Source organism: Endozoicomonas sp. ALB115, from assembly GCF_049310245.1.
Lineage (GTDB): Bacteria > Pseudomonadota > Gammaproteobacteria > Pseudomonadales > Endozoicomonadaceae > Endozoicomonas.
The window spans coordinates 78043-94504 of the sequence record NZ_JBLYZG010000015.1; the positions used below are offsets into that span (position 1 = coordinate 78043).

The following is a 16462-nucleotide window of genomic DNA, read 5'->3' on the forward strand; positions in this document are numbered from 1 at the left end:
CTGTTTAACAAGAGCGCCCGAGCGGCGGGCATTATGCTTGTTGTCATACTCTCGTCTCTTGCAGAGTCAGTGTCAGGACTCTGAGGTTTCAGGCAGTTTGAAACCCGTAACCGACTGACGCATCTCCATGGCCATACCGGCCAGATCACCGATGGATTGAGCGGTTGCCTTGGTACCTGAGGAGGTTTGAATCGAAATATCCCGGATGGCCACCATGCGGCTGGAGATCTGTGAGGCTGACTGTGCCTGGACTTTTGCGGTTTCAGAAATGTTCCGAATCAGGCCTGACAGGCTGTTGGACACCTGCTCGATCTCTTCCAGTGCCACACCGGCATCCTGCGCCAGACGGGCTCCGTGTACCACTTCAGAGGTGGTCTGTTCCATGGAAATGACCGCTTCGTTGGTGTCAGTCTGGATGGTTGATACCAGCGCTTCGACCTGTTTGGTGGCTGCCGATACCCGTTCTGCCAGACGTTGCACCTCGTCGGCAACCACGGCAAAGCCCCGGCCGGCTTCGCCGGCCATGGACGCCTGGATAGCGGCGTTCAGGGACAGAATGTTGGTCTGGTCGGCGATCTCGTTGATCAGCGAGATAATGTCACCGATCTCCTGAGAGGACTCACCCAGTCGTTTAATACGCTTGGAGGTATCCTGAATCTGTTCACGGATAGTGGTCATGCCATCGATGGTATTTCGTACCACCAACCCACCGTTAGCCGCGATCTGTACCGAGCGCTCGGCCACATCTGCGGAGTCGGAGGCTCCGCTGGAGACTTTATCAATGGACTCGGCCATCTGGTTCACGGACTGGGTTGTAGCGCCGATTTCCTGGGCCTGGTGGTCGGAAGCTTCGGCCAGCAGTCGGGCGGTTGCCTGTGTTTCCTGGGCGGCTGCGTCAACCTTGACGGCCGTCTGGTTGATGGTGTTAACCAGGGCGCGCAGTTGTTCAATGGAGAAGTTAATGGAGTCGGCAATGGCACCGGTAAAGTCTTCGGTAACACTGGCTTTAACCGTCAAGTCACCGTCTGCCAGATCCGCCATTTCATCCAGAAGTCGCAGAATGGCCTGCTGGTTAGCAGCGTTCTGGGCTCTGGTCGCCTCGCTCTGGGTTTTGGTTTCTTCCAGACGACGGCGGGTATCCATAATGATGGACATGGCGGTGAGCAGGATAAACAGCAGGGAAAGGCCTCCGGAAGTCATGATGGCCAGCTCCAGTGCCTTCTGTTCAATAGTGGACGTGGACAGGGTATCTGCCAGCACCGATGTTTGCTGCAGCAGCTGTTGTGAATCGGTGAAGATAGTGTCGGAGGCGGCGCGTACCTGGAACAGCTCAGGAGAGGTTTCCAGAATCTCATCAACACTGCCATCGACGAATTCAAACAGGTCAGAGATCTCCATAAGACGGTCAACGGCCTCATCATCGGTCACCTGACTGATGCGCATGGCAATGTTACCTTCCAGCATACCCTGCAGTACCCGACCGAAGAGCTTGGCATCACGGCCAAAGCTGTCAGCCGCCATGATGGAGTCTTCGCCACCTTCCAGAACCTTGGCAACACTCCGGATAATACGCTCTGCCAGCCAGGGCTGGCGCTGAGCCATGGCAATCTGGTCGGAGGGTGCATTATTATCCAGAAGGATTTCTACCACCTCGTCGTATTCAATTTGCAGTTGGGGAATGGTTTCACTCAGTGTGGTAGCAACTTCATGCAGAGACAGTACGGTGTCTTGTGCCGCGAGAATACTGTCGGCTTCTACCTTCATTTCAGACCATGAAGAATCCAGGGCTTCAATTTGCTGGGCAGTAGCACTGTTGGATGTGTCAATAAAGGGAATAACAGAAAGGCTGGCACGGTTCAGCTCATCAATATATTGGCCAAACATCGCTGTTGCTTCTTTCAGCAGGGGAAAGGCTTCTTCTTTACCGGAGGCCGCTTCTGAGGCGTTTTTGGCAATCTGCTGGGAAAGGACCCGAAGCTCACTGGCATTGGTTTCATGGGTGTGCAGCAGCTGGGACTGCTGGTCATTATAGATAAATGCACCTGTCATCACTGACAGGGACAGCACCAGCATGGTGATCGAAGCGATCGTGGCTCTGTTAGCCTTGCTTCCCTGTCCCGTATTCGCTTGATTGCCTTTCATGGTTTATTCCCCGATTTCTGATGTGAAATCAAATCCTGTTTATTCACTGGCGGCCTTTAGAAAACGCTCGTTGGTAACGAGTCCCTCAACACTGAATACGACATAGTGTTGATCTTTGATATAGGAGCCCTGGGTAAATGGATGAATATTTTCCGGAATGGTCGCCGGTATCTCATCTGCGTGGCTGCCGACGGTAAACTGCTGCATACCTTTTACTTCATCAACGATAAGGCCAACGGAAATGTCTTTCTTCTCGATAACAAGTATCCGGTTGTTATGATTGGGTTGACTGGCAACATAACTGGCCTGGTTACCTTTCAGAAAGTCGCCCAGGCTGACGACGGGTATCAGACGTCCCCGGACATTCGCTAATCCCCTGACCCATCGTTGCACACCGGGCAATGGCGTTGTCTGGGGAACGGGAAGAATCTCAGATATTGAACCAACCTGAACCATATAATGCTGGCCGTCCAGCACAAAGCTGACACCCTTCCAGTAGCTCAGATCAGTTTGCTCTATCGGGATTTGAGCACTGTACAGGGAAGCACTTTGCTCAAGTGTCTCCAGATAGTCGAACGGATGACTGGAGTTGCTCATAGTACTCCTTTCCTTCATTGTTCCCTTGACAATTGACCGTGACGAATGCGGGATAGCCCTCGTGTCCGAAAGGGTTTTTCGGAGTAGCCGGGCCTGATTCAGGCCGCAGCATCACTCAGGACTTCGTTCAGCGTTTCCAGAAGCAGGGTTTCCTTAATGGGCTTGGTCAGATAGTTTCTGGCTCCCTGTCGCATGCCCCAGACGCGATCCGTTTCCTGATCTTTGGTGGTGACAATAATGACCGGAATGTGTCCAGTACTGCCATCTTTGGAGAGTTGTCGGGTGGCTTGAAAGCCGTTCAGGCCGGGCATGACGATATCCATTAATACCGCATCAGGCTGCTCTGCCCGGCAGAGGGCGACACCATCGGCACCGTTGTCAGCCGTCATTACGGTATGACCATGTTTCTCGAGCATTGCGCTCAGCTGGTACAATTCGGTTGGTGAGTCGTCAACAATTAATACCTTAGCCATAAATCCCCCGGGTGTTTTGGCCTGAATAAGGGCCGCACCAAACTTGCTTACTTGCTTTTATTTATTTTCTGAGCCCTTCCGGGTCTCATTGACAGAGACGTCGTCATGGGCTTCCCATTTACGTACGGTTAAACGGCCAGAGCATAGTCAGGGCAGTGTTCCCGAATCGTTGTGAACAGTTCATCACGGCTGAATGGCTTGGTCAGGTAGTAATCTGAACCGGCAATTCGTCCTCTGGCACGGTCGAAGAGACCGTCCTTACTGGAGAGCATGATGACGGGAATCTGTTTAAATGCGTTGTTATTTTTAATCAGCGCACAGGTTTGATAGCCGTCCAGACGAGGCATCATGATATCGACAAAGATGATGTCCGGTTCGGACTCGGCGATTTTTGCCAAGGCGTCAAAGCCATCGGTGGCGGTAACCACCTGGCAACCCGCCTTGGTTAGAAGTGTTTCAGCTGTACGACGAATCGTCTTGCTGTCATCGATGATCATGACCTTGAGGTCTGTTCCGCTACCTTGCATGTTTTACCCCTGGCAATCCGCAGAAGAAGCGACAATGGTTCGCTGCCATTCTTTTCTTGTTGGTCCGTTCCCAGTGGCTTAATTCTGTTTTAACCGGATATCTGGACCGTTTAATATCCTTTTTTATCATAAGTTGGTCATTGCTGACCAGAAACGTAATGGTTACAAGTCACGATTTTTCCAACCAACTGTAAAGTCCCGACGGTTCATGGCGATGTATCTAGATAATAAATCTCCGTGCGAAAGAGACAGGGACCTCCATGAACCGTTTTCAATTTCTGCTGATCAGCGTGTTTTCTGGCCTGCTTGGATGGAATGCTGACGTCTCAGCTGAATCTCTGGAAGAAGCACTGGGCCAGGCTCTGCGTTCAAACCCTCAGGCAAAAGTCGCTCTTAGCCGTCTAAAGGCTGAGAGAAAAAATATCGATGCTGTCGCTGCCGATTTCTGGCCAACGATTGATCTTGCGGCCGGTATCGGCAGACAGCAAAAGGATACCAGTCCAGATACCGATGGGGACAAGCTCACCCGCAAGGAAGCTTCATTTTCTCTGAAACAGAACCTCTTTGCCGGTTTTAATACCTGGTACAACGTGAAGGGTGCCCGTAAAGGTGCTGAGGCGGAGCACTGGCGACTCTACTCTACACTGGAAGATCTGGCGCTGCAGGTTATCAATGTCTATCTCAAAGTGCTTGAGCGTCGTGACCTGGTGGAACTGGCAGAAGAAAACCTGGACATTCATCACGAAATTTTTGATCAGATTGAGCGTCGTGCCCGTCAGGGGGTGGCCCGAAGCTCTGATTTGATTCAGGTAGAGGGGCGGCGGGCAAGAGCAAATGCCAATCTCATCAGTGCCAGAAATAATCTGATGGATGCTGAAAGTGAGTACCGTGCCCTGGTCGGGCATAGTCCCGGTGATTTGGAGTTTCCCGGCTTTGCACATCTTGATTTGCCAGAAGATTTGCAAAATGCCATTAAAAACAGCAGGCAGGATCACCCCAATGTCAAAGCTGCTGAAATGGATGTTGAATCATCGGAACACGCATACTCTTCCCGTAAAAGCAGTTATCTGCCATCACTGGATGCTGAGTTAGACCAAAGCTGGAGGCGCAATGCCGATGGCCAGCTGGGTGATTATGGTGATACGGTCGCCATGGTTCGGCTTCGCTACAACTTATTCCGTGGCGGCGGTGATCAGGCTCGCTTGCTGGAGAGTGCCCATCAGGCAGAAGAGCGGCGCTCCGAGAAAGCCAGGGTCATGAGAAATGTCGAAGAAACAATGCGTATCAGCTGGGCGGCTCTGCAGTTTATTGGCGCACAACGTGAGTATTTATTGCTTCATGAAGATGCCAGCCGGGATACGGTTGCGGCATACCGGGAGCAATTTAACATTGGTAAGCGGACACTGCTGGACTTGCTGGACAGCGAAAATGAATTATTTCAGTCAAGCAACAGTTTAACGTCCGCCATCTATCAGGAAACCTATGCCCGTTACCGTGTTCTGGCGGCGGTGGGCAGGCTACTGGAAAATGTGGAATTTTCTATCCCGAAAAGCTGGCATCTGGATGGTTAGAAAACGTCGTATTTTCTAATCGGTCAGCCTTCTACAGGAGGATTATTGCGAGTGTCGACACCTATGGCGTTTGGGCTGGATCAGCTGCCCATGCTTCATCTTTGGCTTGGAAGGTGTGAAATGGGGTGATGTAGATACTGTGTTATTAAGCACCTGACCTTTCTGATATGTCCTTTCCCAGCTCAAGCTGGCCTCCCTGGATTATACCCAAACAACGATTTAGAAAGAGAAGCTATAAACAGGGCGAAGTGTTTTTGTCTGAATCGTAATATAATACGCCGCTTCCAATTTTATGTGTTTTAGTAAATCAGTGGCTTGCCTGTGCTTGGTCGGTAGTTAAGTAGTTGGTTAACATCTTATTATGCTGTCGTCAGTTTTCTGATAAGCCCGAAACGGAATGTTGCTCATGAGCAGAACTGATAATGCAGTACAACGCTTTATCTTTGAAAATACCGATATTCGCGGTGAAATTGTTTCCCTTAACCACAGTTATGTTGATGCCCTGGCTGCCCATAATTATCCCGAGGTGGTCAGACGCCTGCTGGGGGAGTTGGTGGCCTCTGCCCTTCTGTTGAGTACAACACTGAAATTTGAGGGGCTGCTTACCCTTCAGGCCAGAGGTGACGGGCCATTGACTTTGCTTATGGTGGAATGTACCGACCAGCGGTCGTTCAGAGCGGTTGCACAATTCAAGGATGATCTTTCTGAGGGAACGCTTCAGGAGCTTCTGGGCAAGGCAAGCCTGTTGATTACCGTGGACCCGGTCAAAGGTAAGCGTTACCAGGGCATTGTTCCCCTGGAAAAGGAAACGCTGTCAGCCAGTCTTGAAGACTATTTTACGCAATCCGTGCAGTTGCAGACTCGCCTGTGGCTGGCCTGTGATGGCCAAACCTGTGGCGGTTTTCTGTTGCAGGCTCTGCCCGCCAGTGTTGAGCTTTCCGAGGACATTCGCGCTGAATCCTGGCAGCGCATGATGGCTCTTGCTGAAACCACTCAAGATGCTGAGCTGCTGGAGCTGGATCATGAAACACTGCTGGTCAGACTGTTTCATGAAGAAACTGTCCGTATTTTTGACAAGGAGCCTGTTCGTTTCGTCTGCACCTGTTCTCAGGAAAGAAGTGCAAAAATCATCAGCACTCTGGATCGCAAAGAAATTGAGTCAATTATTGAAGAAGAAGGTCAGGTGGCGATGGACTGCCAGTTCTGCAATCACCAATATGTCTTTGGTAAAGATGACATCGATTCAATCTTTAACGAAAAACCACAACTTCACTGAAGTTTTCTGATTCCTCTCCTTCCGATCCGGTCAGGAATTCCATTGAATTTCTGGCCAGTCAGAGTAAAAGGCGACAGTATTCGTCTGTATTTTCTTCCAGTGACTGATGATAAATTTGACTCGGGGCAATACTTTTAAGCCGACAAAGGTTTAACGTTTTTACCAGACTCAATTAACCAAGAGGCGTGATGAGGGGGTCTATAACCTGTAATTCCAGAGTTATATTTCAATAATAGATCCAATACCCTATCATAGCACGTCACAAAAATTACCATAATCTAACAACACAAAACGTTAAGTTGAGCGTATTGCCTTAGGAGAACTTTGCATGGCCCATGTAAACGTAAAGGAAGCTCTGGCTGCTGTCGGAATCAAGGATGTCATTGATGTGGTTTATAACCCTTCTTATGAAACGCTGTTTGAGGAAGAGACCCGTCCGGAGCTGGAAGGTTATGAACAAGGGGTAGTTACTGAAATGGGGGCAGTGTCGGTGGATACCGGTATCTTCACTGGCCGTTCTCCGAAGGACAAATACATCGTCAAAGACGATACAACCCGGGATACCATCTGGTGGTCAGACCAGGGTAAAAATGATAACAAGGCAATTACTGAAGAAGTCTGGGCAGATCTTAAATCACTGGTAACCAATCAACTGTCCGGCAAGCGTCTGTTCATTATTGACGGTTTTTGTGGCGCTAATCCTGAAACACGCCTGAGTGTGCGTTTTGTGACCGAAGTGGCATGGCAGGCTCACTTCGTCAAGAACATGTTTATCCGGCCCGGCGAAGATGAGCTGCAGGGCTTTAAACCGGACTTTATTGTCATGAACGGTGCCAAATGCACCAACCCGAAATGGCAGGAGCACGGTCTCAACTCGGAAAACTTTGTGGCATTCAATCTCACGGAGCGGATCCAGGTGATTGGTGGTACCTGGTATGGCGGTGAAATGAAGAAAGGGATGTTCTCCATTATGAACTACCTTCTGCCGCTCAGAGGCATAGCGTCCATGCACTGTTCTGCCAATGTGGGTGAGCAGGGTGATACTGCCATTTTCTTTGGCCTGTCCGGAACGGGGAAAACCACACTCTCTGCCGATCCCAAGCGTGCCTTGATCGGTGATGATGAACATGGCTGGGATGATGATGGCGTGTTCAACTTTGAAGGCGGCTGTTATGCCAAGACCATTAACCTGAGAGAAGAAAATGAGCCTGAGATTTTCCACGCCATTCGTCGTGACGCGTTGCTGGAAAACGTAAGCGTTGATGCCCAGGGTAACATTGACTTTGATGATGGCTCAAAAACCGAAAATACCCGGGTTTCCTATCCGCTGTATCATATCGATAACATTGTTAAGCCGGTTTCCAAGGCTGGTCACGCCAAAAAAGTGATCTTCCTGACTGCCGATGCTTTTGGTGTTTTACCGCCGGTCGCCCGTCTGACCCCTGAGCAGACCAAGTACCACTTCCTCTCCGGTTTTACCGCGAAACTGGCGGGCACTGAGCGTGGTATCACGGAGCCAACACCGACGTTCTCTTCTTGCTTCGGTGCTGCCTTCTTGTCACTGCACCCAACCAGGTATGCTGAAGAGCTGGTTAAGAAGATGGAAGCCCATGGCGCTAACGCTTATCTGGTAAATACGGGATGGAATGGTACCGGCAAACGCATCTCCATCAAGGCAACCCGGGCGATCATTGACGCCATTCTGGATGGCTCTATCGATAAGGCCGAAACCAAAACGCTGCCTTTCTTCGGATTGCATGTACCGCAAAGTGTTGCTGGCGTTGATGGCAGTATTCTGAACCCTCAGGATACCTATGAGGACCCGGCAGAATGGGAGCGTAAGGCACACGACCTGGCGGATCGATTTATCACCAACTTTGTTAAGTTTACCGATAACGAAGAAGGTAAGGCGCTGGTAGCTGCCGGTCCATCACTGGGCTGATAGGTATACAGTTCCGTGGGAAGGACGGGGCAATAATCTCCCCGTCCTGGGTGATAAGTAGTTAACCAAATGAAATCATATATTTCTGACTAAGTTGTCAGTCACTCTGCGGCGTTGCAACTCCGGTCACATAGCTACGGCTATGCTCCCTACGTTGCGCCTTGCATAGCAACTGCCCACTTAGCCAGAAATATACGATTCCATTTGGCCAACTACTTATACTCCCTCGTCGGGGCTGTTTAAGATTGTCTCTCTCTGGCAGGAATTTTCCAGAGCAGCGCAGTAGATCCTTTCGGTATGAGGCACGTTAGATCATTGGCGCAGTGAATTATTAAATAATCACCATCGGGGCTAAATTTGGCCCCTCTAACGCGATGATCCAAGATTATCAGTTCTTCATCTATCCATTCACCATCATCACCCTTGCACCAGAGTTGCACAAAACCCGGCTTGTGATGATCCTGCTGAATGTCTTTGCTGCCATAGGTCAGAAAGCGGTTATCTGTCCCATTAAATTCGGCACCTCTGAGGCCATAGCCATCAGGGATGGTCACAGCATGTTTGATCCACTTGCCATCGTCATTGCGCCAAAGGATGTAGGATTCAGAGTCTGTGGTAAAGTGAAGGGCACAGGCCATACGCCCTGAGGGTGAAAACCGGCTGTCATCGACTCTGCCTTCAAGTTGAACCACCAGCTGTTCCTGCCATTGGCCCTGGCTGTCGAGGCTCTGGATTTTCACCGTGTTATCATTAAGGCTGCTGGTCAGTACACTGTCCTCCTGATGGTTGAAGGCAGCGTTGTCGATGGCTCCCTGATGACGTATCCATGCCTTGTTAATCAGGTTGCCTTCCCCGTCATCACCCCAAATGCAAACGTCACTGGTTTGCTTGCCGTAGCTCAGGAGAAAATTCTCGAAGGGGCTGAAGATGGCTGTGTCACTGCCGATGTGCCTGAAGCACTGACCTTTATCCAAAGTGTCATCATTACGGTTGCAGTTACAGAGTATAAAAGCACCACGATTGAGATAGGCCAGTAATTTACATCCGGAGGGGCTGAAGTCGACATAATTGCAACCCGGAATCGTTTTTTTATCTACCCAGTCACCGTTATTGTCATAACCGGAGATTATAACGTTTTTGGCTGTGTCTCTGGTCAGTGCATGCTGCTCATCACTGCTCAGGAGGGCAGCTTTGAGTTCCACGTGGCTATGCATGACCGTTTTCACCTTAAGACAGTTGTTCTCATCGTTAAAGCCCCAGATGGTCGCTGATCTGTTGTTATTGAGGGTCAGTAAATAATTGTTCGTGGTCTTGAAGGGCGGTTTCTTAAGCTCAGTTTGCATGGCGCAAATGATCTCTAATGGCTGGCGTTGTCGGGTCCACCGGCCGTTACTGTCCAGACGCAGTACGTTGATTTTGAGATTCCTTGGGTCGAAGGTCACAATTTTATCATGCAACGGGCTGAAACTTGCAGTCACTGGCGGATGGTTTTTTTCAAGTGGGTTGTGTGCAAGTGCCGCCACCTCCTCCCAACAGCCATCATTATTCAGCTTACTCACTTTGACATCGCCATCGTCACAGAGGCTCAGAAGCGTATCTTCTGACGGGTTTAGCTGACCAAAAATCTTTTGGGAACCCTCGATCTTCCCGTTCTTCGACCAGTTGCCATCCGGATCTTGTCGCCAGGTTCTCAGACTGAAATCTCTTAAGCTGTCGCAACCCGTGATTAACAGATTCTTACCCGTTGGGCTGATACTGACCTCCTGAATATAACAACCAAAGCTGGCCTTCAGTTTGAATTCAAGACGATTTGTCCGGCATTGAAAAATGTCACTCTTCCGGGGGGTAACAGAGCCAGGCTCAATACGACTATCGCCCGGTATCATCCCGGTATGGGGCTGTTCATGGGGTTGCGATGCATCGGCCACACTGGCGTCTGGTGAAACATAACTGGTGGAAAAATTCAGCCTGACAATGTTCGGTTTACGATCACCAATATCTGTATCTGTGATGGCCACCCATCCGGGTGGTAAATCCAGTTTCAACCGTTTGAGCGATTGAGTCTGTTTGGGGACTTCTGAAATACTTTTGTTAAATTTAGCCACTAACCTGGATACTGGCTCCAGACCGTTAATTAATGCCTGTTGGTCTTTTGCCAAATTCCTTGGGGTGGCGTTACCAAGCGAACCGCTGAAGTGACTCTGTGCTGATGGTTCCATAATAACTCCGGTATATTGCCGCAAAGTGAATTTACAGGACCATTGATCAGTAGCATCCAATGGATATTTGACTCGTCATGCTGTTGCCTGTCTGAGTCATCAGTATTTGAGCTGTAGATCAGTAAACAGGGAAAAAGTTCCTGCCTTAGGCATTTTCCGGTACTCTGAAGGTTTGTTTGCATACAAATGGTTCAGTTTCGTTATAATTCCGGGTTTTCTGTGGTCATTAGCGTGTCTTTATGGCTTGAATTTTTCAGGTAAAGATAGACATTGATTACCGGCTGGATGCAGAAATGGTGCTGTTTCTGAGCATTTTCTGGAAACTGTCCTATTGTTTTGATTCCCATGATGAGTGTGTTTTATGCAGAGTATCTCCCAGCGTATAGCTGATGAGTTGGGTGCCAGACCTGAACAGGTCACCAGTGCTGTACAGCTGCTTGATGATGGCTCTACGGTGCCTTTCATTGCCCGTTATCGAAAAGAGGTCACCGGAGGTCTGGACGATACTCAGCTGAGAACGCTGGAAGAACGTCTTCGTTATCTGCGAGAGCTGGAAGAGCGCCGTGAAGCCATTCTCAAGAGCATTACCGAACAGGACAAGCTGACGCCTGAACTGGAAAAAGATATCCGCTCCGCAGAGACCAAAACCCGCCTGGAAGACCTTTATCTTCCCTACAAGCCCAAACGCCGTACCAAGGCTCAGATTGCCCGTGAGGCGGGTCTGGAGCCTCTGGCCGATCTGCTGTTCGATACCCCGGAAAAAGCGCCTGAGGTGGAAGCAGCGGCTTTTGTTGACGCAGATAAGGGCGTAGAGGATATCAAGGCAGCTCTGGAAGGTGCCCGCTATATCCTGATGGAACGTTTCAGCGAGGATGCCGAACTGCTGGGTCAGCTGCGTGAGCTGCTATGGGATGAAGGCATCCTGAGCAGTCGTGGCGTTGAGGGTAAAGAAGAGGAAGGTGCCAAGTTCCGCGATTACTTTGAGCACGATGAGCCACTGAAAACTGCTCCGTCCCATCGGGCGCTGGCCATCTTCCGTGGGCGAAATGAAGGGGTATTGCAGGCTAACATCCGCCTCGCCAATGAGCCGGAAGACCGTCGTGAAACCCATCCCTGTGAAAAGCTGGTGGCTGATTTCTGGAAGGTTGAGCATAAAGGCCGGGCGGCAGATGACTGGTTGAAGGATGTGGTGCGCTGGACCTGGCGGGTTAAGTTGCTGTCTCAGTTGGAAACCGAGTTAATGACTCGCATCCGCGAAAATTCTGAAGATGAAGCCATCAAGGTCTTTGCCAAGAACCTGAAAGACTTGCTGCTGGCGGCACCTGCTGGCCTCAGGCCAACCCTGGGTCTGGATCCGGGCTTGAGAACCGGTGTGAAGGTTGCCGTGGTGGATGGTACGGGTAAATTGGTCGAGCATACGACTATTTACCCCCATGCTCCCCAGAAGAAATGGAAGGAGGCCCTTGGCACTCTGGCCACCCTCTGTCTGACCCATCAGGTTGAGTTGGTCAGTATCGGTAATGGCACGGCATCCCGTGAAACGGACCGTCTGGCTGCTGAACTGATGCGCAGCTATCCAAAACTGGGCCTGACCAAAATTGTGGTCAGCGAAGCCGGTGCATCCGTGTACTCTGCATCTGAACTGGCTGCCCGTGAATTCCCGGACCTGGATGTTTCTATCCGTGGTGCCGTATCCATCGCCCGTCGTTTACAGGACCCTCTGGCCGAACTGGTTAAGATTGAGCCGAAATCCATCGGGGTGGGCCAGTACCAGCATGATGTCAGCCAGATCAATCTGTCCCGCTCTCTGGAAGCGGTAGTTGAGGACTGTGTAAACGCGGTAGGTGTTGATCTTAATACCGCTTCCAGCGCCCTGCTGGCACGCGTATCGGGCCTTAACCGAACTCTGGCCGACAACATCGTTGCCTATCGCAATGAAAATGGTACCTTCAGAAGTCGTAAGGACCTGCAGAAAGTGGCCCGGTTTGGTGCTAAAACCTTCGAGCAGGCCGCAGGCTTCCTGAGAGTAATGAATGGTGATAACCCTCTGGACAGTTCTGCCGTGCACCCTGAGGCGTATCCAGTGGTAGAGAAGATTGCCAACCAGTCAAGCCGGGATGTGCGAGCCCTGATCGGGGACTCGGCTTTCTTAAAGGGCCTGAATGCGGCGGACTTTACCGACGAAACCTTTGGTCTGCCCACCGTTACTGACATCATCAGTGAGCTGGATAAGCCTGGTCGTGACCCGCGTCCGGATTTCAAAGCCGCCGAATTCAAGGATGGCATTGAAGATATCCGCGATCTGAAGCTGAATATGGAACTGGAAGGCGTGGTCACCAACGTCACAAACTTTGGTGCGTTTGTGGATGTTGGCGTCCATCAGGATGGTCTGGTGCATATCTCCGCGTTGTCTGAAAACTTCGTTAAAGATCCCCGTGAAGTGGTAAAAGCTGGCGATATCGTTAAGGTCAAAGTCATGGAAGTGGACGTTGCACGTAAGCGTATCGGACTTTCCATGCGGATGTCGGATAAGGCCGAAGAGCGTGCTGAAGCTCGCCAGCAACCACGGCAAGCCAGAACCGAAAAGCCTGCAGCTCGCAGCAAGCCACAGAAAGCCGGTCAGTCCGGAAATCGTGGTAAAAAGCAGGATTCAGGTGGTACTTTTGCCGACTTGTTTGCCAATGCGAAACAACTTCGCAAGTAAACAAACTCAGAGAAAAAGCCGGTTTTGACAGTGTCTGCAAAGACACTGTTAACGGCGATGTTTGCCTGCCAACGAAAGAGCCAGACAAGCCTTTGTCTGGCTTTTTTTAGGGGATTTAGACAATTCAGGCTGGTATTATATGGACGACAGGACGAGGCTGTCGCACAGGCTCCCGGGCCAAAACGTAATATGCCAGGAATGATTACCCTTCGCAGTTTCGGAAAATGCCGTTGATCTGTCTTTTGCGACAACCTCAGGCGGTGGTCAGCTGCTAAGCTGATTGCTATTTTATCAGGCTCATTCAGGTTGTCTTGCCCGGTTTGAAGCTGAGTACTTATGAGAGTTCGTTCATGGTGTCGTGGTCGCGGGTATCCGTGTTGCCAATTAGAATCATCTCTCTGAACGAATGTTATAGATAATTATTATTGGATCTGTACCTTGGCTACTGAGTATCAGGATCGTCTGGAGCTTTTCCAGTCCAGTGCTAACCATTCAGTTCTTCATGGCATCTGCCATGGTATTGAGCGTGAAAGTCTCAGGGTTACCTCAGATGCCCGTCTTTCCCGGAAAAATCATCCTGAGAAACTGGGGCGTGCATTAACCCACCCTTATATCACCACTGACTATTCTGAAGCATTGCTTGAATTCATAACACCGGTGCACAGCCGCATCAGCGATACGCTCTCCTTTCTGGAGCAGCTGCACCAGTATACCTGCCAGAATATGGCAACAGAGTTCCTCTGGGCCGGCAGTATGCCGCCGCTGCTGGAAGGGGATGACAGTATTCCTATCGCGCAGTATGGGAGTTCCAATATCGGGGTAATGAAAAGTGTTTATCGTGAAGGGCTCTGGCATCGCTATGGCAAGCCAATGCAAACCATTGCCGGTATTCACTACAACTTCTCTATGCCAGAAGAGTTCTGGGCCCTGTTACAGCAGTCCTCCGGACAAGAGGAGATCAGCGCTCAGGACTTCAGGTCAGCGGGTTATTTTTCCCTGATCCGGAATTTTCTGCGTTACTCGTGGCTGCTAATGTACCTGTTTGGGGCCTCTCCAGCCGTTAGCCGAAGTTTTTTTGCCGATAGCGGGGTTCAGTCAGGCCTGCAGGCGCTGGATAAAGACTCGCTTTTTCTTCCTTATGCGACGTCGTTACGTATGAGCGATATGGGGTACAGCAATCACGCCCAGTCTTCCCTGAAAATTTGTTACAACACACTGGAAGAGTACGTGGACAGCCTTTCCAGCGCCATTCGCACACCATACCCTCCCTATGAAGCCATTGGTCTGAAACAAGACGGTAAATACCTGCAACTGAATACCAACCTGTTGCAGATAGAGAATGAATATTACAGCACCATTCGCCCCAAGCGGATTGCCCGTTCCGGTGAAAAACCAGTGACCGCCCTGCGCAACGAAGGCGTTGAATATGTTGAGGTACGTTGCCTTGATATCAACCCCTTTGAACCAATGGGACTGAGTGAGCAGGATGCCCATTTTCTGGATGTTTTCCTGGTCTACTGTTCGTTGCAGAACAGCAATCCTATTCATGCCGATGAGTGTGATGAGGTCAGCAATAATTTCAAAACAGCGGTTACAGAAGGCCGCCGCCCGGGTGTCGAGTTAAGACAGCAAGGGCAGCCTGTCCTGCTCCAGAGCTGGGGGCTACAGCTGCTGGATGACATGTCTCCCATTGCTGAGATTCTTGACCAGGCAAACGAATCATCAACGTTTGTTGAGAGCCTGTGTGCGCAAAGAGAAAAGCTGAAAGATGCCGCTTTAACCCCTTCTGCGCAGGTGCTTAATACCCTTGAAACCGGAGATTCCGGTTATCTTGAGTTGATGATGTCTTTATCGGAAAAGCACTCCAAACGCTTCTCTGAGCACGATCTGAGCGATGAACGAATAGCCTACTTTGAACAGCTTGCCCAGCGCTCTGTTGCTGATCAGCTGGCAACAGAAAACAATGATAGCCGTGACTTTGATACGTTCCTGCAGGAATATAAGGCAGCAGAATAGTTCCTGAACCATTGCCTTTAGTCAGTCGCCGGTGGAAAGGACTCTCTGGCGAATGTCTGAGATTAGAGCGTGGCAGTGAGGGTGGCAGAAATTAATAGACAGTACCCGGCTCCATCTTTAAATCAGACTTTGGAAAGTTGCTTTTATCTGGATGAAATCAGGATACTGCCAGCAGTATCTGAACTAGTATCAGAATCTGGAAATTAAAATAATTTTTTTTAATTAAATGGTTTTTTTTTAGTTGAAAAAGTTGTTGGACTACCATGAAAACTCCCTGAAACCATTGGATTCATAACGTTCCTGCAAAACTTGCAATTTAAATTGTGTTGTGTTTTGAAAAATAAACGCTTGCCGCAAAAAATTCACTGTCATAACCTAGCATCTGAGCTGCCTGACAAAGGCGCTTACGAGGTCCCCATTCACGCAGAAGAGATCTAATTGTTAAAGAGGAACTGTCTATCATGCTGGAGGGTTGCCAAACGGCTAAAGAACGTTGGGGAGGTGTATCAGAAATTATTGATCGCTGGCTCAACGAGCGTCAGGAGCTGATCGTCCTTTACTGCTCCATCAATGGAATGGATCAATTTGATGATGACAAGCGTCCGGTAGTCAGTAAATTAAAGGAACTGTGCCAGATTCTGGTGGATTATGCGTCAGCTGGTCACTTTGAGGTTTACGAGCAGTTGATTCAGGAAGCCCGGGAATTTAATGATGGGGGCGTTGAACTGGCTCATACGGTGCTGCCAAAGCTTGAAGAGAATACCTCAAGATGTCTGAAATTTAATGACAGTTGTGAATCAATCAGCTCTCTGCAAAAACTCCAGGGCGCTGTATCGGAATTAGGTGAAACGCTGGCAGAACGTTTCAGTCTTGAAGATAAAATGATAGAAACTCTGCATGAATCCCACCGGGAAAGGCTCACGGGATCATGATGTTCAGATCAGATGAGGACAAACTGTATTCAGACCATACAGTCGCTTTGTCCTCATTTCATT

At 49.9% G+C, this 16462-nt stretch carries 11 protein-coding genes; 6 read left to right on the top strand and 5 right to left on the bottom strand.

Annotated features, from left to right (window positions below; genetic code table 11):
• Positions 1-72: 72 nt before the first annotated feature.
• The 4 genes from ACO6VE_RS09640 to pilG form a co-directional block, all read right to left on the bottom strand.
• Positions 73-2049: a methyl-accepting chemotaxis protein gene (locus ACO6VE_RS09640; protein WP_422461057.1), complete on the bottom strand. Its 1977-nt coding sequence runs from the start codon at positions 2047-2049 to the stop codon at positions 73-75.
• Between the two features lie 132 nt (positions 2050-2181).
• Positions 2182-2739, bottom strand: coding sequence for a chemotaxis protein CheW (locus ACO6VE_RS09645; RefSeq protein ID WP_422461034.1), 558 nt, complete (start codon positions 2737-2739; stop codon positions 2182-2184).
• Between the two features lie 98 nt (positions 2740-2837).
• Complete coding sequence (gene pilH / locus ACO6VE_RS09650) at positions 2838-3212, bottom strand: twitching motility response regulator PilH (protein WP_101745267.1); 375 nt, start codon at positions 3210-3212, stop codon at positions 2838-2840.
• 128 nt (positions 3213-3340) lie between these two features.
• Positions 3341-3739 (bottom strand): twitching motility response regulator PilG, encoded by a 399-nt coding sequence (pilG, locus tag ACO6VE_RS09655; RefSeq protein ID WP_101745268.1) that lies wholly within the window; start codon positions 3737-3739, stop codon positions 3341-3343.
• A 260-nt stretch (positions 3740-3999) separates the two neighbouring features.
• On the opposite strand from pilG, the gene ACO6VE_RS09660 reads away from it, so the two are divergent.
• The 3 genes from ACO6VE_RS09660 (at position 4000) to pckA (ending at position 8528) form a co-directional block, all read left to right on the top strand.
• Entirely contained in the window at positions 4000-5310 is a 1311-nt protein-coding gene (locus tag ACO6VE_RS09660) for a TolC family outer membrane protein (RefSeq protein ID WP_422461036.1), read from the top strand.
• A 406-nt stretch (positions 5311-5716) separates the two neighbouring features.
• Positions 5717-6586: an Hsp33 family molecular chaperone HslO gene (gene hslO / locus ACO6VE_RS09665; RefSeq protein WP_422461037.1), complete on the top strand. Its 870-nt coding sequence runs from the start codon at positions 5717-5719 to the stop codon at positions 6584-6586.
• A gap of 328 nt (positions 6587-6914) precedes the next feature.
• Positions 6915-8528 carry a phosphoenolpyruvate carboxykinase (ATP) gene (gene pckA / locus ACO6VE_RS09670; protein WP_422449686.1) on the top strand — a complete coding sequence of 538 codons (1614 nt, stop codon included), beginning with the start codon at positions 6915-6917 and terminating at the stop codon, positions 8526-8528.
• A gap of 239 nt (positions 8529-8767) precedes the next feature.
• Here pckA and ACO6VE_RS09675 read toward each other — a convergent pair whose 3' ends face one another.
• A complete protein-coding gene (locus ACO6VE_RS09675; RefSeq protein ID WP_422461039.1) occupies positions 8768-10747 on the bottom strand; it encodes a hypothetical protein in 1980 nt (659 codons plus the stop codon).
• 361 nt (positions 10748-11108) lie between these two features.
• On the opposite strand from ACO6VE_RS09675, the gene ACO6VE_RS09680 reads away from it, so the two are divergent.
• From ACO6VE_RS09680 to rsd, 3 genes are all read left to right on the top strand, one after another.
• On the top strand, positions 11109-13451 hold the full coding sequence (locus ACO6VE_RS09680; protein ID WP_422461041.1) for a Tex family protein: 2343 nt from the start codon (positions 11109-11111) through the stop codon (positions 13449-13451).
• A 438-nt stretch (positions 13452-13889) separates the two neighbouring features.
• Positions 13890-15467 (top strand): glutamate--cysteine ligase, encoded by a 1578-nt coding sequence (gene gshA, locus ACO6VE_RS09685; RefSeq protein WP_422461043.1) that lies wholly within the window; start codon positions 13890-13892, stop codon positions 15465-15467.
• A 461-nt stretch (positions 15468-15928) separates the two neighbouring features.
• The gene (gene rsd / locus ACO6VE_RS09690; RefSeq protein WP_101745275.1) at positions 15929-16399 is read left to right on the top strand and encodes a sigma D regulator; all 471 of its coding nucleotides are present in this window, start codon (positions 15929-15931) and stop codon (positions 16397-16399) included.
• The last annotated feature ends 63 nt before the right edge of the window (positions 16400-16462 follow it).